This window comes from Paenarthrobacter sp. AMU7 (assembly GCF_041200195.1).
GTDB lineage: Bacteria > Actinomycetota > Actinomycetes > Actinomycetales > Micrococcaceae > Arthrobacter.
This window is the reverse complement of the sequence record NZ_CP165735.1, coordinates 4,720,122-4,735,936: the sequence shown is the minus strand read 5'-3', so window position 1 is coordinate 4,735,936 and position 15,815 is coordinate 4,720,122. Positions and strand designations below refer to the sequence as shown.

The 15,815-nt window shown below is 62.0% G+C and carries 21 protein-coding genes and 1 tRNA gene; 13 read left to right on the top strand and 9 right to left on the bottom strand.

Features of this window, described 5'->3' with window-relative positions; translation table 11 throughout:
* Positions 1-24: 24 nt before the first annotated feature.
* Positions 25-765 carry a cyclase family protein gene (locus tag ABQM86_RS21900; protein ID WP_369745575.1) on the bottom strand — a complete coding sequence of 247 codons (741 nt, stop codon included), beginning with the start codon at positions 763-765 and terminating at the stop codon, positions 25-27.
* Entirely contained in the window at positions 762-1,208 is a 447-nt protein-coding gene (locus ABQM86_RS21895) for a hypothetical protein (protein WP_369745574.1), read from the bottom strand. The genes ABQM86_RS21900 and ABQM86_RS21895 overlap by 4 nt, the downstream gene beginning before the upstream one ends.
* Before the next feature lie 164 nt (positions 1,209-1,372).
* Between ABQM86_RS21895 and ABQM86_RS21890 the strand changes: the two genes are divergently transcribed.
* The 3 genes from ABQM86_RS21890 (at position 1,373) to ABQM86_RS21880 (ending at position 5,252) form a co-directional block, all read left to right on the top strand.
* On the top strand, positions 1,373-2,266 hold the full coding sequence (locus tag ABQM86_RS21890) for an intradiol ring-cleavage dioxygenase (protein WP_369745573.1): 894 nt from the start codon (positions 1,373-1,375) through the stop codon (positions 2,264-2,266).
* 37 nt (positions 2,267-2,303) lie between these two features.
* On the top strand, positions 2,304-3,611 hold the full coding sequence (locus ABQM86_RS21885; protein ID WP_369745572.1) for a M18 family aminopeptidase: 1,308 nt from the start codon (positions 2,304-2,306) through the stop codon (positions 3,609-3,611).
* A 225-nt stretch (positions 3,612-3,836) separates the two neighbouring features.
* A complete protein-coding gene (locus tag ABQM86_RS21880; protein ID WP_369745571.1) occupies positions 3,837-5,252 on the top strand; it encodes an amino acid permease in 1,416 nt (471 codons plus the stop codon).
* Positions 5,253-5,339: 87 nt separating this feature from the next.
* On the opposite strand, the gene ABQM86_RS21875 is transcribed toward ABQM86_RS21880, so the two are convergent.
* Positions 5,340-5,999: a DUF1345 domain-containing protein gene (locus ABQM86_RS21875; protein WP_242703455.1), complete on the bottom strand. Its 660-nt coding sequence runs from the start codon at positions 5,997-5,999 to the stop codon at positions 5,340-5,342.
* Positions 6,000-6,025: 26 nt separating this feature from the next.
* Positions 6,026-6,190: a hypothetical protein gene (locus tag ABQM86_RS21870; RefSeq protein WP_207595548.1), complete on the bottom strand. Its 165-nt coding sequence runs from the start codon at positions 6,188-6,190 to the stop codon at positions 6,026-6,028.
* A 120-nt stretch (positions 6,191-6,310) separates the two neighbouring features.
* Here ABQM86_RS21870 and ABQM86_RS21865 point away from each other — a divergent pair.
* Positions 6,311-6,393 (top strand) — tRNA-Leu (locus ABQM86_RS21865).
* A gap of 70 nt (positions 6,394-6,463) precedes the next feature.
* Here the strand turns inward: ABQM86_RS21865 and ABQM86_RS21860 are convergent.
* Positions 6,464-6,802 (bottom strand): YnfA family protein, encoded by a 339-nt coding sequence (locus tag ABQM86_RS21860; protein ID WP_207595547.1) that lies wholly within the window; start codon positions 6,800-6,802, stop codon positions 6,464-6,466.
* 232 nt (positions 6,803-7,034) lie between these two features.
* Here ABQM86_RS21860 and rpsF point away from each other — a divergent pair, with 232 nt between their 5' ends.
* The 4 genes from rpsF (at position 7,035) to rplI (ending at position 8,811) form a co-directional block, all read left to right on the top strand.
* Entirely contained in the window at positions 7,035-7,340 is a 306-nt protein-coding gene (gene rpsF, locus ABQM86_RS21855; RefSeq protein ID WP_011776755.1) for a 30S ribosomal protein S6, read from the top strand.
* A 50-nt stretch (positions 7,341-7,390) separates the two neighbouring features.
* The gene (locus ABQM86_RS21850) at positions 7,391-7,972 is read left to right on the top strand and encodes a single-stranded DNA-binding protein (RefSeq protein ID WP_011776754.1); all 582 of its coding nucleotides are present in this window, start codon (positions 7,391-7,393) and stop codon (positions 7,970-7,972) included.
* Between the two features lie 128 nt (positions 7,973-8,100).
* Positions 8,101-8,340: a 30S ribosomal protein S18 gene (rpsR, locus tag ABQM86_RS21845; RefSeq protein ID WP_003800144.1), complete on the top strand. Its 240-nt coding sequence runs from the start codon at positions 8,101-8,103 to the stop codon at positions 8,338-8,340.
* Positions 8,341-8,358: 18 nt separating this feature from the next.
* On the top strand, positions 8,359-8,811 hold the full coding sequence (gene rplI / locus ABQM86_RS21840; RefSeq protein ID WP_024818808.1) for a 50S ribosomal protein L9: 453 nt from the start codon (positions 8,359-8,361) through the stop codon (positions 8,809-8,811).
* Positions 8,812-8,901: 90 nt separating this feature from the next.
* Here the strand turns inward: rplI and ABQM86_RS21835 are convergent, their stop codons facing one another.
* The gene (locus tag ABQM86_RS21835) at positions 8,902-9,324 is read right to left on the bottom strand and encodes a DUF1801 domain-containing protein (RefSeq protein WP_369745570.1); all 423 of its coding nucleotides are present in this window, start codon (positions 9,322-9,324) and stop codon (positions 8,902-8,904) included.
* A 71-nt stretch (positions 9,325-9,395) separates the two neighbouring features.
* Between ABQM86_RS21835 and ABQM86_RS21830 the strand changes: the two genes are divergently transcribed.
* Positions 9,396-10,247 carry a PhzF family phenazine biosynthesis protein gene (locus tag ABQM86_RS21830; protein ID WP_369745569.1) on the top strand — a complete coding sequence of 284 codons (852 nt, stop codon included), beginning with the start codon at positions 9,396-9,398 and terminating at the stop codon, positions 10,245-10,247.
* A gap of 30 nt (positions 10,248-10,277) precedes the next feature.
* Here ABQM86_RS21830 and ABQM86_RS21825 read toward each other — a convergent pair whose 3' ends face one another.
* Both ABQM86_RS21825 and ABQM86_RS21820 read right to left on the bottom strand, forming a co-directional pair.
* Positions 10,278-11,810, bottom strand: a complete 1,533-nt coding sequence (locus tag ABQM86_RS21825; protein ID WP_369745568.1) for a DUF6297 family protein — start codon at positions 11,808-11,810, stop codon at positions 10,278-10,280.
* Between the two features lies 1 nt (position 11,811).
* Positions 11,812-12,489, bottom strand: coding sequence for an ABC transporter ATP-binding protein (locus ABQM86_RS21820; protein ID WP_207595543.1), 678 nt, complete (start codon positions 12,487-12,489; stop codon positions 11,812-11,814).
* A 58-nt stretch (positions 12,490-12,547) separates the two neighbouring features.
* On the opposite strand from ABQM86_RS21820, the gene ABQM86_RS21815 reads away from it, so the two are divergent.
* From ABQM86_RS21815 to ABQM86_RS21805, 3 genes are read left to right on the top strand one after another with little or no spacing between them, the layout of a single operon-like run.
* On the top strand, positions 12,548-13,339 hold the full coding sequence (locus tag ABQM86_RS21815; protein WP_369745567.1) for an IclR family transcriptional regulator: 792 nt from the start codon (positions 12,548-12,550) through the stop codon (positions 13,337-13,339).
* Between the two features lie 24 nt (positions 13,340-13,363).
* Positions 13,364-13,723, top strand: a complete 360-nt coding sequence (locus ABQM86_RS21810; RefSeq protein ID WP_207595542.1) for an iron chaperone — start codon at positions 13,364-13,366, stop codon at positions 13,721-13,723.
* Positions 13,723-14,505 (top strand): methyltransferase domain-containing protein, encoded by a 783-nt coding sequence (locus ABQM86_RS21805; RefSeq protein WP_369745566.1) that lies wholly within the window; start codon positions 13,723-13,725, stop codon positions 14,503-14,505. The genes ABQM86_RS21810 and ABQM86_RS21805 overlap by 1 nt, the downstream gene beginning before the upstream one ends.
* Before the next feature lie 5 nt (positions 14,506-14,510).
* On the opposite strand, the gene ABQM86_RS21800 is transcribed toward ABQM86_RS21805, so the two are convergent.
* Positions 14,511-14,720, bottom strand: a complete 210-nt coding sequence (locus ABQM86_RS21800) for a hypothetical protein (protein ID WP_089597024.1) — start codon at positions 14,718-14,720, stop codon at positions 14,511-14,513.
* 174 nt (positions 14,721-14,894) lie between these two features.
* On the opposite strand from ABQM86_RS21800, the gene ABQM86_RS21795 reads away from it, so the two are divergent.
* Positions 14,895-15,812, top strand: coding sequence for a diacylglycerol kinase family protein (locus tag ABQM86_RS21795; protein ID WP_242703453.1), 918 nt, complete (start codon positions 14,895-14,897; stop codon positions 15,810-15,812).
* The last annotated feature ends 3 nt before the right edge of the window (positions 15,813-15,815 follow it).

Sequence of the window (15,815 nt, the reverse complement as noted above, 5' to 3'; positions counted from 1 at the left end):
GCCGGCATCACAGGACGGCCGGAGTCAGTGGATGGAGAAGACCCTGGCCGGGAAACCACTGCCCTCGAGCGGCTTTGCCCACGTAGCCACCAAGGCTGCACCGGCCTCCGGAAGGTGGTCCAGAGCGGCAAGAAGCTCTATCTGCCACTTGTCCTGGGCCAGGATGTAAGTTTCCAGGCTGAAATCCTGCCGCGACGTGGCCATGCCGGGGTCGGTGTCTGTCTGTTCATGGCCGATTGCGCTGACGGCTCGTTTTTCGACCAGGTACTCCAAAACTTCCCGCGACCATCCGGGAGTATGGCTGATCCCGGCTTCGTCGACGTTCGCCATGGCTGTACTGTCCGGCCAGCGGCGGCTCCAGCCCGTGCGCAGGGCCACGAACGACCCGGCGGGGATGTCCCCGTTCCTCGCCTCCCAGCCCAGGACGTCCTCCACAGTGGGGGTAGCATCCGGATCGGCCGCGACGCGGTCGCTGATGTCCAGGACAACCAACGGCAGGATCATGTCCTCCACGGGCAGTTGGTCGAGCGTCCGGCCGCCCAGGACAAAATGCGACGGCGGATCAACGTGCGTACCCCACTGGCCCACAATCGAGTATCTGTGGGCTGTAAACCCGTCTCCCTTTTCCAGATCGAAGAGGGTTTCCCTGTCTTCGTCGGGAAAGGCCGGAAAATGCGGCTGGCCGGGATGAAAGGCGTGTGTCAGGTCCGTAAATGTCCTGTTGCGGAGAAGGGGTGCCAGTTCCTGCCAAAGGGGCGAGCTCATGATGCCACCCGCGCTTCGGCGTGGACGGTGGAGCTGCTGGAGACACTGAGCGGACCCGAGACCTCGATGACAGGGACTTCCCACGGGTGGATGTCGACAATCCGTTGCACCAACTCCTGGACAGTCCGGTAGTCGAGGGAATCGTCGAAGTAGGTGGTGAACACAAAAGTAGGCGAGATGGTCCGCTGGCCTACAGCGCCGAGAGTGGGCTTGGCCCCCTCAGCTACGGTGAATCCCTCGAAACCCGCGGAGGACTCGAAGACGTGGTGGTAGTTGCCGAAGCCGCCCAGCTCGGGGGCCGACTGCAGTTCGTTCAGCAGGGAGGCAATGCCTTCATCAGACTCAAGGGCGCCAAGGTCGCCAGCGGCCATTTGCTTCATGGTTTCCACGGGAATGGGCCAGTGAATTCGAAGCTTTCGCACTGGTTTCAATTCAATGTTCATAGCGAGTGACCTTCCGTCATTATGTCCGTTGAGCCATCGTGCCACGATGTGACGGGCATTACAAGCATATAGAAATGTTTATACTGCACACGATGTCGGATTTGCACAGTCCCCCCACAGCCTTCCCATGTACAAGGCACAGGACGCACGCGTTACATGGAGACATGACTACTCCCCATCCCAACCACGATCGCGGACTCGAATTCGACCTCTCCACACTCCTGAGCCGGCGACGCACTTTGGGTGTGCTCTTCGGCGCCGGGACTGCGGCCGCCCTCGCAGCCTGCACGCCCGGTTCGGATGTCAGCGGCACATCGTCGTCGAGCACTTCCAGCGCCCCGGCCGCAGCAACGGCTACGGAAGGTACGACGGCGGCCGCATCGCCAACAGCGTCCGCCACCAGCACGGTGACCCGGGCATTTGCTGAATGCGGCGTCGAGATCCCTGAGGAGACGCTCGGGCCCTACCCGGGAGATGGCTCCAATGGCCCCAACGTACTGGAGGCCTCCGGGGTGGTCCGCCGGGACATCAGGTCCAGTTTCGGAACGTCCACCACTACGGCCGAGGGCGTACCCCTCACGGTGACCCTGACACTCCTGGACAACGCCAATGGCTGCTCACCGCTGGCTGGTGCTGCAGTGTACGTCTGGCATTGCGACCAGAACGGCAAGTACTCCCTCTACGATTCGGGCCTGGAGGACCAGAACTATTTGAGGGGTGTACAGGAGGCTGACGCCAACGGCCAGTTGACCTTCAGCACCATCTACCCAGGCGCGTACAACGGCCGCTGGCCACATATTCACTTTGAGGTATTCGAATCGATGAGCAACACCACTGCTGCCGGGCAGGTGTTGGCTGTCTCGCAGATCGCCCTCACAGAGGCGGCATGCAAAGCGGTCTACGCAACCGCGGGCTACGAGTCCAGCGCCCGAAACTTCCCCAACACCACGCTGACCTCGGACAATGTCTTTGGCGACGATGGGGGTATATACCAACTCGCGACTATATCCGGCTCGGTTGCCGGCGGTTATACGGCCGCCCTGAACGTCACCGTTTAATCCGGGCGGTGTTCAAAGCGCGGCTAGACTCGGGGTCATGCCTTCGAATGCTTCCGCAGCAGTTGACCACATCCAGGATCTCGGCGCCTACGTTTCTGCGTCACCGTCGAGCTTCCATGCAGTCCACGAGGCCGCCCGCAGACTGGATGCCGCAGGCTTCACGGCACTCGATGAACTGAAGCCGTGGGATGGCGGAGCGGGCAAGTTCTACGTGATCCGCGACGGCGCCCTGATTGCGTGGGTAACGCCCGAAAATGCCGGCCCCACCACGGGCTTCAATATCCTCGGTGCACACACCGATTCGCCGTCCTTCAAACTCAAGCCGAAGCCCACTACGGGCAAATTCGGCTGGCTGCAGGCCGGCGTTGAGGTGTACGGCGGACCCCTGTTGAATTCCTGGCTGGACCGGGAACTGCAGTTGGCGGGCCGTTTGGTCATGCGTGACGGCACCCAGCATCTGACAGCCACGGGCCCTCTTCTGCGCTTCCCCCAGTTGGCGATCCACCTGGACCGGGGTGTTAATGACAACGGCCTCCACCTTTCCAAGCAGCAGCATATGAACCCCGTCTTCGGCCAAGGCGACCCCGCGGGTGAGGATCTTTTGGGCTTGCTCGCCGATCGCGTGGAGGGCACCGCTGTTGATGCTGCGGACATCGGCGGGTACGACGTCGTAGTGGCAGACACGCAACCCCCTGCGGTTTTCGGAGCCAACAGTGAGTTCTTCGCGTCAGGCCGCATGGATAACCTTTCTTCCACGCACGCGGGCCTGGTGGCACTGATCAGTCACGCGGCGTCAGCTCGGGTTGGGGGTCCGATCGCCGTCCTGGCCGCATTCGATCACGAGGAGATCGGCTCCAACTCGCGCTCCGGAGCGTGCGGCCCCATCCTCGAAGACATCCTGGTCCGCATCTCGGACGGCCTCGGCGCCTCGGTGAGCCAGCGGCGGCAGGCGCTGGCGGCGTCGTTCTGTGTTTCCGCCGATGCCGGCCATGCTGTACACCCGAACTACGCGGAAAAGCATGATCCCGCCAACAAGCCAGTGCTGAACGGTGGCCCGCTGCTGAAGATCAACGCCAACCAGCGTTACGCCACGGATGCCACAGGTGCTGCGTTCTGGGCCCGGTTGTGCGACGAATCCGGCGTTCCCTACCAGGAATATGTGTCCAACAACGATCTCCCGTGTGGATCCACCATTGGACCCCTGACTGCTACGCGCCTTGGTATCCGGACCGTGGATGTGGGCATTCCCCTGTTGTCCATGCACTCCGCGCGCGAGCTCTGCGGCGTTAAGGATCCACGGTACCTGGCAACTGTTGTTGAGTTGTTCTTCCGCACCTTCGTCTAACGGAAGCCTCAAACACTCATTTCAGGGGCATTACAAAAGTTTTCAATACGAAACATTGGATGCCTCAAGGTGTACATTTTGTGCACACTCCCCTTTTTGGGGGCGTCAAAATGTTCAGCTGCACAGGTAGTGCGATGGTGCAGCAAGCTAGCGTGAGTGAGTCATGTGGCCCGTGGCACACCACTCCGGGCCACCCCGCAAAAACTTAAAGGACGGCGCAGATCCATGCACGCTGACCAACAACTTTCAAAATCCTTGAAGCCCCGGCACCTCTCCATGATCGCCATCGCCGGCGTTATTGGCGCAGGCTTGTTTGTAGGGTCCGGCGCTGCTATCCAGCAAGCCGGTCCCGGCATCCTCGTGGCGTACTTGGCTGCCGGCCTGGTGGTTATCCTGGTCATGCGCATGCTGGGCGAGATGGCTGCTGCCAATCCGGAGACCGGCTCGTTCTCCACCTACGCTGACAAGGCCCTTGGCCGGTGGGCTGGCTTCAGTATCGGCTGGCTCTACGCTTGGTTCTGGATCATCGTCCTCGGCATCGAGGCAACGGCGGGCGCCGCCATCATGCACCGCTGGGTTCCCGGTGTGGACCAGTGGATCTGGGCGCTGATTTTGATGGTGCTCCTGACGCTGACCAACCTGGGTTCCGTCAAGTCCTACGGCGAGTTCGAGTTCTGGTTCGCGTCCATCAAGGTGGCCGCAATTGTCATCTTCCTGCTCGCAGGCATCGCTGCCATCCTGGGCCTCATGCCGGGCGTCTCCGCCCCGGGCGTCGCCAACCTCCTGAATCAGGGCGGTTTCATGCCGAACGGTCCGGGCGCAGTCCTGGCGGGCATCCTCGTGGTGGTCTTCTCGTTCTTCGGCGCCGAAATCGCCACCATCGCGGCCGGCGAATCGGAAAACCCCGTAGACGCCGTCAAGAAGGCCGTGAAGTCCACCGTGTGGCGCATCCTGATCTTCTACATCGGATCCATCGCCATTGTTGTCACGCTTCTGCCGTGGAACGACGCCTCCGTTGCCAAGAGCCCGTACGTTGCCGTGATCGAGCTGTACGGAATCCCGGGCGCAGGCACCATCATGGATATCGTTGTCCTCACCTCGGTGCTGTCCTGCTTGAACTCCGGCCTCTACACCGCCAGCCGCATGCTCTTCTCGCTCTCCCAGCGCGGAGACGCCCCCAAGTCCTGGATGAAGATCTCCAAGCGTGGCGTCCCGGCAGCAGCAGTGCTGGCCTCCACGGTGGTGGGGTTCATTACCGTTGGCCTGAACTACATCGCCCCGGACACGGTGTTCCTGTTCCTCGTGAACACGTCCGGTGCCATCGCGCTCTTTGTGTGGCTGGTCATTGCGGCCTCGCAACTCATCCTGCGCAAACGCATGGGGGCTGCAGCCAAGGACCTCGACCTCAAGATGTGGTTCTTCCCGTACCTCACGTGGATCGCCATCGGCGCCATCGTGGCCCTCATTATTGGGATGGTGATCATCGAATCCACCCGTGAGTCGCTCTTCCTGTCGCTGGCGTTGGCCGCAATCGTGGTGGGCATCGGCATTTGGCGCTACCGCAAGCGTGGCGCCGCTTCACCCGAGGCGACCACCGCGGACGCCGAGCAGGCGACGGTCGGTGGGGGACCGGCGTCGTAAGCGTCCTTCAGCAGCGGGGCAGCCAGCGTCAGCGTTCGACGACGGCTGCCCCGTTTCGCTTTAAGGTCACCGCCGTAGGCCTCGTGGCTACTGGGCCAGGCCGATGACGAGGTTGATGGTGACGGCAAGGATGACTGTTCCAAACAGGTAGGACAGCAGGCTGTGCTTCAGCGCCTCCAGCCGGATCGAGTGGTTGCCGAGATTGGTGTCCGATACCTGGTACGTCATGCCCAGGCTCGTGGCCAGATAAGCGAAGTCCGTGTACTGCGGCGGCCGGTCCTGGTTGAAGCTGATGCCACCCACTGCACCGCCGGCGTGGGCGTCCTGGCTGTAATACAGCTCGGCGTACCGCAGCGTGAAAAGCGTTTGGACCAGCATCCAGGACAGTCCCACACACGCCAGGGCGAGTGCCGCAGAAGATAGGCGGGAGCCGGTTCCCTCAGTGTGCGAATTGACGATCACGGCGGCCACAGCAGCAAGGCTGGCCAGGTTGGCCACGAGTATCAGCAGGTCGGTGACTCCCCGCGACGGGTCCTCGGACGTTGCATGGTGCTGCGTTTCTGCAGGATCGAGCCGTGCGATCACCAGCCAAACCCAGACAACGTAGACCAAGGCGGCCACGGCCCAGCCAACCGCGGGCGCATCCACCCAGCTGCCTGAGATGCCGGAAGCGACGAACGCGGCTGTGCCCGCCAGGACCATGACCACAAAGCGCAGCCGGCTCCGCCTCACCCTGACGTTATCCATGTGCCCACCCTAACCAGTGGGGGAGCTCAAAAGTCGGTTGGGCTTGACGGCTCCGTTTGCTCGCTGCGCTTCTTGTCGGCCTGAAGGATGCCGTCGCGGACGCCTGAGCGGATCACGAAGTACAGGGCGTAGAGTCCGATCCCGGCGAAGACGACAGTCAGGACCAAGGCATTCAGGGGTGTGGCATCCATGGCCACCACCCTAGCGAGGCTCCATCAAGACCTCAGGAATCTGCGGATCGGCCCTGTTCGTGTTACTGTCTTTGTCGCTGTCGAGGAGAAAAACGAAACATTGTTTCTCCTGATCACCTTGCGCGGGTGGCGGAATGGCAGACGCGCTAGCTTGAGGTGCTAGTCCTCGAAAGGGGGTGGGGGTTCAAGTCCCCCTCCGCGCACAAAGAAACCCCCGGAAGGTCGCCTTCCGGGGGTTTTGCAGCGTTCGGCCCGGGGCTCTCGTGTTCGGGCCTACGCTCCCGGGCGGGGTGCGAACATGATGACGCCCACGCCCACTATGCAGATTGCAGCCCCGACTACGTCCCAGCGATCAGGGCGGAAGCCGTCCACCAGCATTCCCCAGGCCAGCGAGCCGGCGATGAAGACGCCCCCGTAGGCGGCCAGGACCCTGCCGAAGTGCGCGTCGGGCTGAAACGCTGCGAAGAAGCCGTAGATGCCCAGTGCGACGACGCCGAGGCCGGCCCACCACCAGGCCTTGCCCTCCCGGACGGCCTGCCAGATCAGCCACGCACCGCCGATCTCTGCAACGGCGGCCAGGACGAAGAGAATGATGGACTTCAGGGCGGTCATTGCTCCAGTATTCCCTGCTGGCTGTCCGGGTTATCCACATACGCCAAGTGACCGGTTCCGGCGACGGATCCGCTCGAATAGCTTTGGGTGCAGGAGATGCACTAAGATATTGAAGTCTGTGTTGCGCCCTCCTTCCGAGTCTTCGGCGGGGGAGCGGGTACACGGCATCGCAAATGAACCTCCTGTTACGGAAATACCGTAACCGCTTAGCCCAAAGGAGGTGGGTTCACATATGCGTCCTTACGAATTGATGGTAATCATCGACCCCGAGGTCGAAGAGCGTACCGTAGAGTCGTCGCTTCAGAAGTTCCTCAATGTCATCACCACCGATGGTGGAACCATCGAAAAGGTTGACATCTGGGGCCGTCGCCGTCTGGCGTACGACATCAAGAAGAAGTCCGAAGGTATCTACGCCGTGGTGAACTTCACCGCAGCACCGGCTACCGCCAAGGAACTTGATCGCCAGCTGTCTCTTAACGAGACGATCATGCGCACCAAGATCATCCGTCCTGAAGACCAGAAGGTCGTTGCTGAGTAATCAGCCCCTTCCAGATCTTTATCCCGCAGGAACGAACAAGGAGGCAGTAGATGGCAGGCGAAACCACTATTACGGTCATCGGTAATCTCACCAATGACCCCGAGCTGCGGTTCACCCCGTCTGGCTCAGCAGTAGCGAACTTCACCATCGCTTCTACTCCCCGGACCTTTGACCGCCAGTCCAATGAGTGGAAGGACGGGGAAACCCTGTTCCTCCGCGCATCTGTATGGCGCGAAGCAGCCGAGAACGTGGCCGAGTCCCTCACAAAGGGCATGCGCGTCATCGTTTCCGGCCGTTTGAAGAGCCGTTCCTACGAAACAAAAGAAGGCGAAAAGCGCACCGTTATCGAGCTTGAGGTCGACGAAATCGGCCCTAGCCTGCGTTACGCAAACGCCAAGGTCAACCGTACCCAGCGCTCCGGCGGCGGGCAGGGCGGCTTCGGTGGCGGTAACGCCGGTAATTCCGGTGGCTTTGGAGGTGGCGCTCCTGGTGGAAACCAGGGCGGCGGCAACTCCGGTGGAACCTGGGGCGGCAACCAGCCCGCACAGCAGCAGGATGATCCTTGGGCTACGCCCGGTGTCAGCAATGCCGGCGGCTGGGGCAACGGCCCGGATTCCGAACCTCCCTTCTAAACAAAACATAAACGTCCGACGCCGGACGCTCACCCGGACTGCCGCGAGGCACCTTGGTGGCAACCGCCGTCGAACACCACCATCCCGTGGATCAATATCCACGGGCTCCATAGAAAAGGAGCTCCACGATGGCTAAGGCTGAACTCCGTAAGCCCAAACCAAAGTCCAACCCCTTGAAGGCCGCTGACATCACTGTCATCGACTACAAGGACGTAGCACTGCTGCGCAAGTTCATCTCCGACCGCGGAAAGATCCGCGCTCGTCGCGTTACTGGCGTTACCGTTCAGGAACAGCGCAAGATCGCCCAGGCAATCAAGAACGCCCGCGAAGTTGCTCTGCTGCCTTACTCCGGCGCTGGCCGCGGCTAAGGGAAGGGATTAACTAACATGGCAAAGCTCATTCTGACCCACGAAGTAACCGGTCTCGGTGCTGCTGGCGACGTTGTGGAGGTCAAGGACGGTTACGCACGTAACTTCCTGCTGCCCCGCGGCTTCGCTCTGACCTGGTCGAAGGGTGGCGAGAAGCAGGTTGAGTCCATCAAGGCTGCCCGCGCCGCTCGTGCGCACGCTTCTGTTGAAGCTGCACAGGCCCAGGCCCAGGCTCTGTCCTCCAAGAAGGTCAAGCTCGAGGTGAAGGCCGGCGAGTCCGGTCGTCTCTTCGGCACCGTCAAGCCTGCTGACGTCGCTGCTGCTGTTGAGGCCGCTGGCCTCGGCGCCATCGACAAGCGCAACGTTGAACTGCCGAACCACATCAAGTCTGTCGGTTCGTACACGGCCAACGTTCGCCTGCACGAGGACGTTTCCGCTGTCATCGACCTCGAGGTCGTTGCAAGCAAGTAACGCAGTGTTACGCAGCGCAAAGTAGTCTTTGACTGCATCCAAGACCCCCACCACCGGATTCCGGTGGTGGGGGTCTTTTTTGCGGGGGAATCAGGGAGTGTGGATCTCCTCCATCACGTGCTTGTACCCGGTACGGATCATCTCAGCCAGGGTGTCCCGGTCCACGTCGTCCAGTTTGTTCACATACAGGCATGCGGCACTGGTCTTGTGCTTTCCGAGTTCCGGAAGCAGCCGGTCTGCGTCGGGACCTTCGGTGAGGCCGTAGAGCACCAGGCTGCTCTTGCGCGGTGAGAATCCGACGGCGGCGGCGTCGCCTTCGCGGCCGCTGTCGTACTTGTAGTGATAGCTGCCGAAGCCAACGATCGACGGCCCCCACATGACGGCTTCCTTGCCGGTGATGTCACGCATCATCTTCAGCAGTTCGAAACCGTCCGCACGCCGGGTCGGGTGCTCCACGGCGGCCAGGAATTCTTCCACGGACACGTCCGTGGGCTGGGTCTTGTTCTCTGCCATAGGGGTAGTTTTGCAGACCCGGGGCACGTGCGTCAGCAAAACCGGCCAGCAACCGGTGATAGCCTGCAGCGGTGACTTCAGAAGCCCTGCGCAGCCGCCCGTTCCACCAGGTGGACGTCTTCTCCGACCAGCCTTACCGAGGCAACCCGCTTGCCGTGGTGGTCGATGCCGAAGGCCTCAGCACAGGCACAATGCAGCACTTCGCCAACTGGACCAACCTTTCCGAGACCACGTTCCTCCTGCCTCCCACGGACCCACTGGCGGATTACAAGGTGCGGATCTTCACAGGCAGCGAGGAGTTCCCCTTCGCAGGGCATCCGACGCTGGGTTCAGCACACACCTGGCTTCAGGCCGGGGGAGTGCCCAAGGCTGACGGCGTCCTGGTCCAGGAGTGCGGCGCCGGTTTGGTGAGGGTGAAGCACGACGCCGGGCGGTTGGCTTTCGCCGCGCCGCCGCTGACGCGCTTTGGCCCGGTTGATGACAGTATCAGGGTCCAGCTCGCTGCCGGCCTGCGTCTTCCGGACGAAGCTCTGTTGGACGCATCATGGCTGGTCAACGGACCCACATGGATCGGTGTGCTCCTCGGTTCCGCGGAACAAGTTTTGGCCATCGAACCGGATTTCGCTGCCATGGGTGACCTCAAGGTCGGTGTGATCGGACCGCATCAACCGGGTACCGGCGTCGACTTTGAAGTCCGTACGTTCATCCCTGGCGACGCCATGGTGGAAGACCCGGTCACGGGCAGTTTCAATGCCGGCGCGGCGCAGTGGTTGATCAGCAGTGGCCGGGCGCCTGAAGAGTACATTGCAGCCCAGGGCACCGTGCTGGGCAGGGCAGGCAGGGTCCATATCACAGCGGAGGACGGCGAGATTTGGGTGGGTGGAGCGTCGGCCACGTGCATCGAAGGAACGGTGCTGCTCTAAAGGCTTCCCAAGGCACTGCCCGCACCGCTGTCACGTGCGCTTGGGCCTCGACATCACCACCACCAAGAAGATCCCTGAACTGAACACGGCCTGCACCATCAGGACGGTCGATGGGACGTACCCCAGATAGAGTGCCACGAGCAGCGGGATGGTCGCCAAAATGGTCACGTCCAGCCCCCGCAGCAGGGAGCCCAGCTGCGCTCGGGGAACAGGACCAAACGGAGTCTCAACCGGCGGGGCGGTCCAGTCCGGTGGCGTTCTGGTGGCCGCGCGGAGAGTTCCCGCGCCCATGCCCACGCCTGCCAGGGCACCGACCAGTATCAACCACGGATCCGCTGCGCCGAGGAGAACCAACAGCCCACTGAGCACCGCCATCCACAGGGACATGGCAAGGCAAGGCATGAGTGCGCGACTGGTCCTGACCAGTGCCGGATGCAGTGGAAGCATGGCGTCGAGCTCAGGAACCAGGGCGGTCTTCCGGGCCACGGTTCCCATCCCGGAAGCCGTGGCACACCCCGCGATCACGATGACCGCCAGCTGCACGAACTCCGGCAGCCCGCCTTCCACCGAAAGCATGGCGATGCAGGCAACAAGCCACAGGAGGGGTGGCATCAGCGGAGGATTGAGTCTGAAGAAGGCAACTGCATCAGCACGGATCAGCGCCCTGAGGGGGCCGTGCGTGTGCCGGGCGTAAAAGCGGGCCGCCCTGCCGCCGTCGACCCTTTGACGGCCGCCGCTCAAGGCGCGCAGCACCTCATTGGCGTCCATCATGAACAGCGAAGCCCCGGCATGACCGGCCACGGCTCCGCCGCGAGCCAGCTCTTCACCCCGCACGCGTCCGGACCGCGGCACAACCAGCGCCAATAATCCGACAGCGGCAAGGCCCACCAGCGCTGTTGGCCACGGAGACCACGACAGCGCGGGAAGGAACGAGCACCCCAAAGTCGCCGCCGCAGTGGTCGCCTTACCCAGCCGGGGTCCCAGTAGACCGAGCTGTTGCACGGCCGCCAGAACCACCGCAATGGCGCCGGCACCGCCAAAAGTGAGTGCAGCGAAAACGTGTTCAACGGGGGCGCGGTCAATGGCGATCACCATGCTGAAGGGAAGGTAGATGATGGCCGAACCGGCTGCGGTAAGCGCGACTTTGCCGAGGAACGGCGGCAGGACCATGGGGCGCCGATCCACCGGTAGAGTCAGCCACCAGGTGCTCTCCGCGCCACTCACTGCCATGGGTCCGAACTTGCGTGCCAGGTTGCTGATGGACAGAAGGACCGCGAAGGTCACGGACGTCCACAACACGGGTTCCGGCAAAACAAGCCATTGCTCGCCAATGACGCTGCCGGTGGTGGAAGCGCGGTCCGCGATTTCGTTGCGCAGCGCGAGAACGAACGAGGCTGCGATGGTCAGGGACACGCCGATGCCGAGGCCCCAACTGTAGGCATCGACGAACCTGTCGCTCCACGAGATCCGACTGCGTTTGTAGCGTCGGGCGGACTTGCGGGTAAACCGGACGATGTCAGCAGCCAGCTCCCTGTTCCGGCCGGACGGTTCAAGCGTGATCATGTCAGGAGCCGGCAATGATCGAGGCCCCCTGTTCCGGATCGAATACCTGGACTTCCTCGTCAATAACCAAACAGGATGAGGCGGTAGCGAGCAAGAGCTGGGGATCATGGGTCACCAGAACCACTGCGCCACCCTCTTTGGCGTGGGCGGCGATGCGCTCACCTAGGGCCACCCGCATCCGCGGATCGAGCCGTTGCTCCGGCTCATCAAGGATCAGGAGCGACGACGGACGGATCAGCCCCGCTGCCAGCAGCAGCCGGCGCCGCTGGCCCGAAGAGAGGGCGTCAGGGATGGCGTGCGACCTGCCCTGGAGCCCGAAGAAATCCAGCTCTTCCTCAACACGCGCTTCGGGGTCCTCCAATGAATGGCCGCGGGCGATGAGGAGGAGGTGCTCCCGAACTGTGAGGGACGGGAAGAAGAGGTCGTCGTCAAACACTGCCGAAACTTGCCGGCGGAAGGGAACGGCGTCAGGGTCGATGAGAAGGCCGTGGACTTTCACGTCGCCGGCCAAGGACGCCTGCCGTCCCGCAAGAGTACGGGCTACCGTGGACTTCCCGGCGCCGTTGACACCCACGATTCCCAAGACTTCACCCGGATCCACGGATGCAGAAACTTCCCCGCACACCGGAGCCCCGGCGTACCCAACCAGCAAGCCTTCGGCTTCCAAAACTGTCCCCATGATGCAACCCTACCGGCGGGATTGGCGCGACCTTGCCGGAGCGTTTAGCGTGAGTCTTATGTCCGCATCCGATGCTTCCGTGAAGGCCAACGGCAACCCTTTGCTTGTCCTGGGCAAGATCACCTCCATCCTGGATGCTTTCTCGTTGTCCAAGCCGGTACTGCAGTTGGCAGACATCCGCGAATCCACCGGCATGCCCACGTCGACGGTGCAGCGACTGGTCACGAACCTCACGTCGCAGGGCTTCCTGGACCGGGAAGGCGATGCGTACCGCATCGGCATGCGGATGGCCTACTGGGCGGCGCCGGCAACCCGCGGTATGGACGTGGTGGACATCCTGGGTCCGCTGCTCAAGTCCCTTCGGGACACCACCGGCGAGACTGCGTGCTTCTTCAAAGCAGAACAGCACTACCGGGTCTGCGTGGCCATGGCAGAAACGCATCACGCACTCCGCCGGGAGATGCACTTGGGAAAGATTGTGCCGCTTCACGCAGGGTCGGCAGGCAGGGTGCTCCTGGCCTGGTCGCCGGAATTGATGGAAGCCGTGCTGCGGGATCCGTTGGAGTCCATCACGGATCACACCATCACCAGTTCCGAGGAGCTCGAAGCGGCGGTGAAGAAGACCCACGCTGACGGGTTCGCCATCACTGTGGGTGAGCGGGAAGACGGCGCATCAGGGCTATCCGCGCCGGTTTTCGATTCGGCCGCCGGCTTGGTGGGCGCCGTCACTATCAGCGGGCCAACCCTTCGGATGCCGCGGGAGACATGCGAGGCTTGGGTGGAGCCCCTGCTGGCTGCCGCTGAGCACATGACCAGGCTGATCGGTGGACGTTTCCCCGGCGAGAGCTGATTAACAACGTAAGGGAGAATGACGATGGCCGGGAAACACTCCACAGTGGACGCCTACATCGCAGCCCAGCCTGAGGCTACCCAGCTGATCCTCAAGGAGATCCGCAGGAGCATTCACGCAGCAGTTCCCGATGCCGGCGAGATGATCAGTTATGACATTCCCACAGTCACCATCGATGGGCACTATGTGGTGTATTTCGCTGCCTGGGCACACCACATTTCGGTGTATCCGGTCCCTCGGGGAGACGAAACGTTGAATAACGAGTTGGAGCAGTATCTGTCCGGGAAAGGAACCTTGAAGTTTCCTTTATCCAAGCCAATCCCGTACCAATTGATCAGCAGGGTTGCTGGCCAGCTCGCGGCGGAAAGACGACGGAAACACTGATGCGTGATTTTGAGACTTTGGTGGCGGAGGCCGGGGAAGCCGACGTGAACGGCTGGGGATTCGCCTGGCTGGACGGGCGGGCAACCGAAGAACGTCCGCCGTGGGGATATGCGAAGTTGCTGGCGGGCCGCCTTGCCGCTGTCCGGAGTGCCTTGGACCTGGACACTGGTGGCGGCGAGGTGCTCTCAGCGGCCACCCAGTTTCCTGAACTGATGGCTGCCACCGAGGGCTGGCCGCCCAACGCCCAACGCGCCCGTGGGTTACTGGGGCCGCGCGGAGTAGACATCCTGGAGACGACAGCCGGTTCCGGCCTGCCTTTCCCTGACAGTTCCTTCGAGCTCGTGACCGCACGCCACCCGGTCAGGCCCGACTGGAAAGAAATTCACCGCGTCCTGATCCCCGGTGGCTGCTATTTCGCCCAGCATGTGGGACCGGCGTCGGCCTTTGAACTGATTGAACACTTTCTGGGGCCTTTACCGGAACAGCGTAAGGGGCGGGACCCCCAGGCCGAGGCAGCGGCTGCCGAAGCCTCCGGCCTCACCATCACGGACCTCCGCACCGCCCGGTGCCGGATGGAGTTCTTCGACGTGGGCGCCGTGGTGTGGATCCTGCGCAAATGTGTGTGGTGGGTTCCCGATTTTTCAGCAGAACGCTATCTGGGCAGACTGAGGGAATTGGATGAGCAGATGAGGTCCGGGCGCCCGTTCGTTGCCCACTCAACACGGCATCTGATAGAGGCCCGGAAAGAGCGTAAGCAGCCGGCCCATGCAGCAATGCCCTAGGGGAATCAGAGCAGTGAACGCGCCTCAAGATCTTCCATGGCCCACGTGAGGATCTTCAGGTCGAAGGGATCCCGCTCTTGGATGCCAAAGAGGTAGGCGTCGAAATCCCACGGCCTGGCGTTTCCGCCGTTGGCCCAATACCAAGCCCATAAATCGTCCAGGGTGATCTCATGCTCCATGACCAGCGACCGGGCCGTCTGGCGTGAGTCTTCCATGAACCTTTCCCGACTCCTGACACGGCACTAACCGCATCAGGCTGATTGACGTGATCTTGCTTCTTAAGGTGCATTTTCATGCTTGCACGTTCAGGGCCCATCCGAAACCCCAGCGGCTTTGGGAATACTATGGGAACTTCCGAGGGAAACTATCGCCTGAAGAGGGACCTCGCAATGAATCAGGAGCACACTGTGGATTCTGCCCGGACCTTTGAGTCGATCGTCATCATTTTTAACCCCAACAGCACGGGGGATGCGCCTGAGTTGGCGCAGCAGTTGCATGACCGGCTGAAGGAGCTCCTCTCCTATCAGCCTGAGATCACCCTCCAGCCCACCGAACACGCCGGACACGCCGTCGATCTGGCGAGGGAAGCGGCCAGCAAGGGCGGCGACGTCCTGGTGGTGTCCGTCAGCGGCGATGGCGGCTACAACGAGGTGGTTAATGGTGTGATGCAGGCCGGGAACCCCAAGGCTGTCTGTGCAGTCAGGGCTGCCGGAAACGCCAACGACCACAGCAGGATCATGTCGACGAAACCATTGGAAGAGGCCATTGCCGAAGGCCATGTTCACCACATTGACCTTCTCCGCATCCACACGGGCCAAAACGAGAATGAGCCCCTCGAATATGCGCATTCCTACATCGGATTCGGCTTGACCCCTGTGGTGGCCACCGAACTCGAAAAGGGCAGTAAAGGTGCCTTGACGGAAATGGTCACCGTGATCCAGACGTTTTCCAAGTTCGAGCCGTTTGGCATTCGCTTGGCTGACGGGAAGCGCCGGAAATTCGACAGCCTCGTCTTCGCCAATATCAATGAAATGGCCAAGTACGCCACGCTCAGTGAAGCCGCAAACCACCCATCCGACGGGAAGTTTGAGGTCATCACTTTCCCGCATATGCCCAAGTGGCGCGTTCTCCTGACTGCGCTCAAGGCCACCACGCAGGGCTTGGGTGACCAACCGAGCATGAGCAAGTATGAATTCACCACGCTCAAGCCCCTGCCGTATCAAATGGATGGCGAGGTGAAGAGTGTTGAAGCGAACGTCAAGGTCACGGTGGAGTGCGCTCCCCGCGCCCTGGCCACTCTCGGCTAGGCA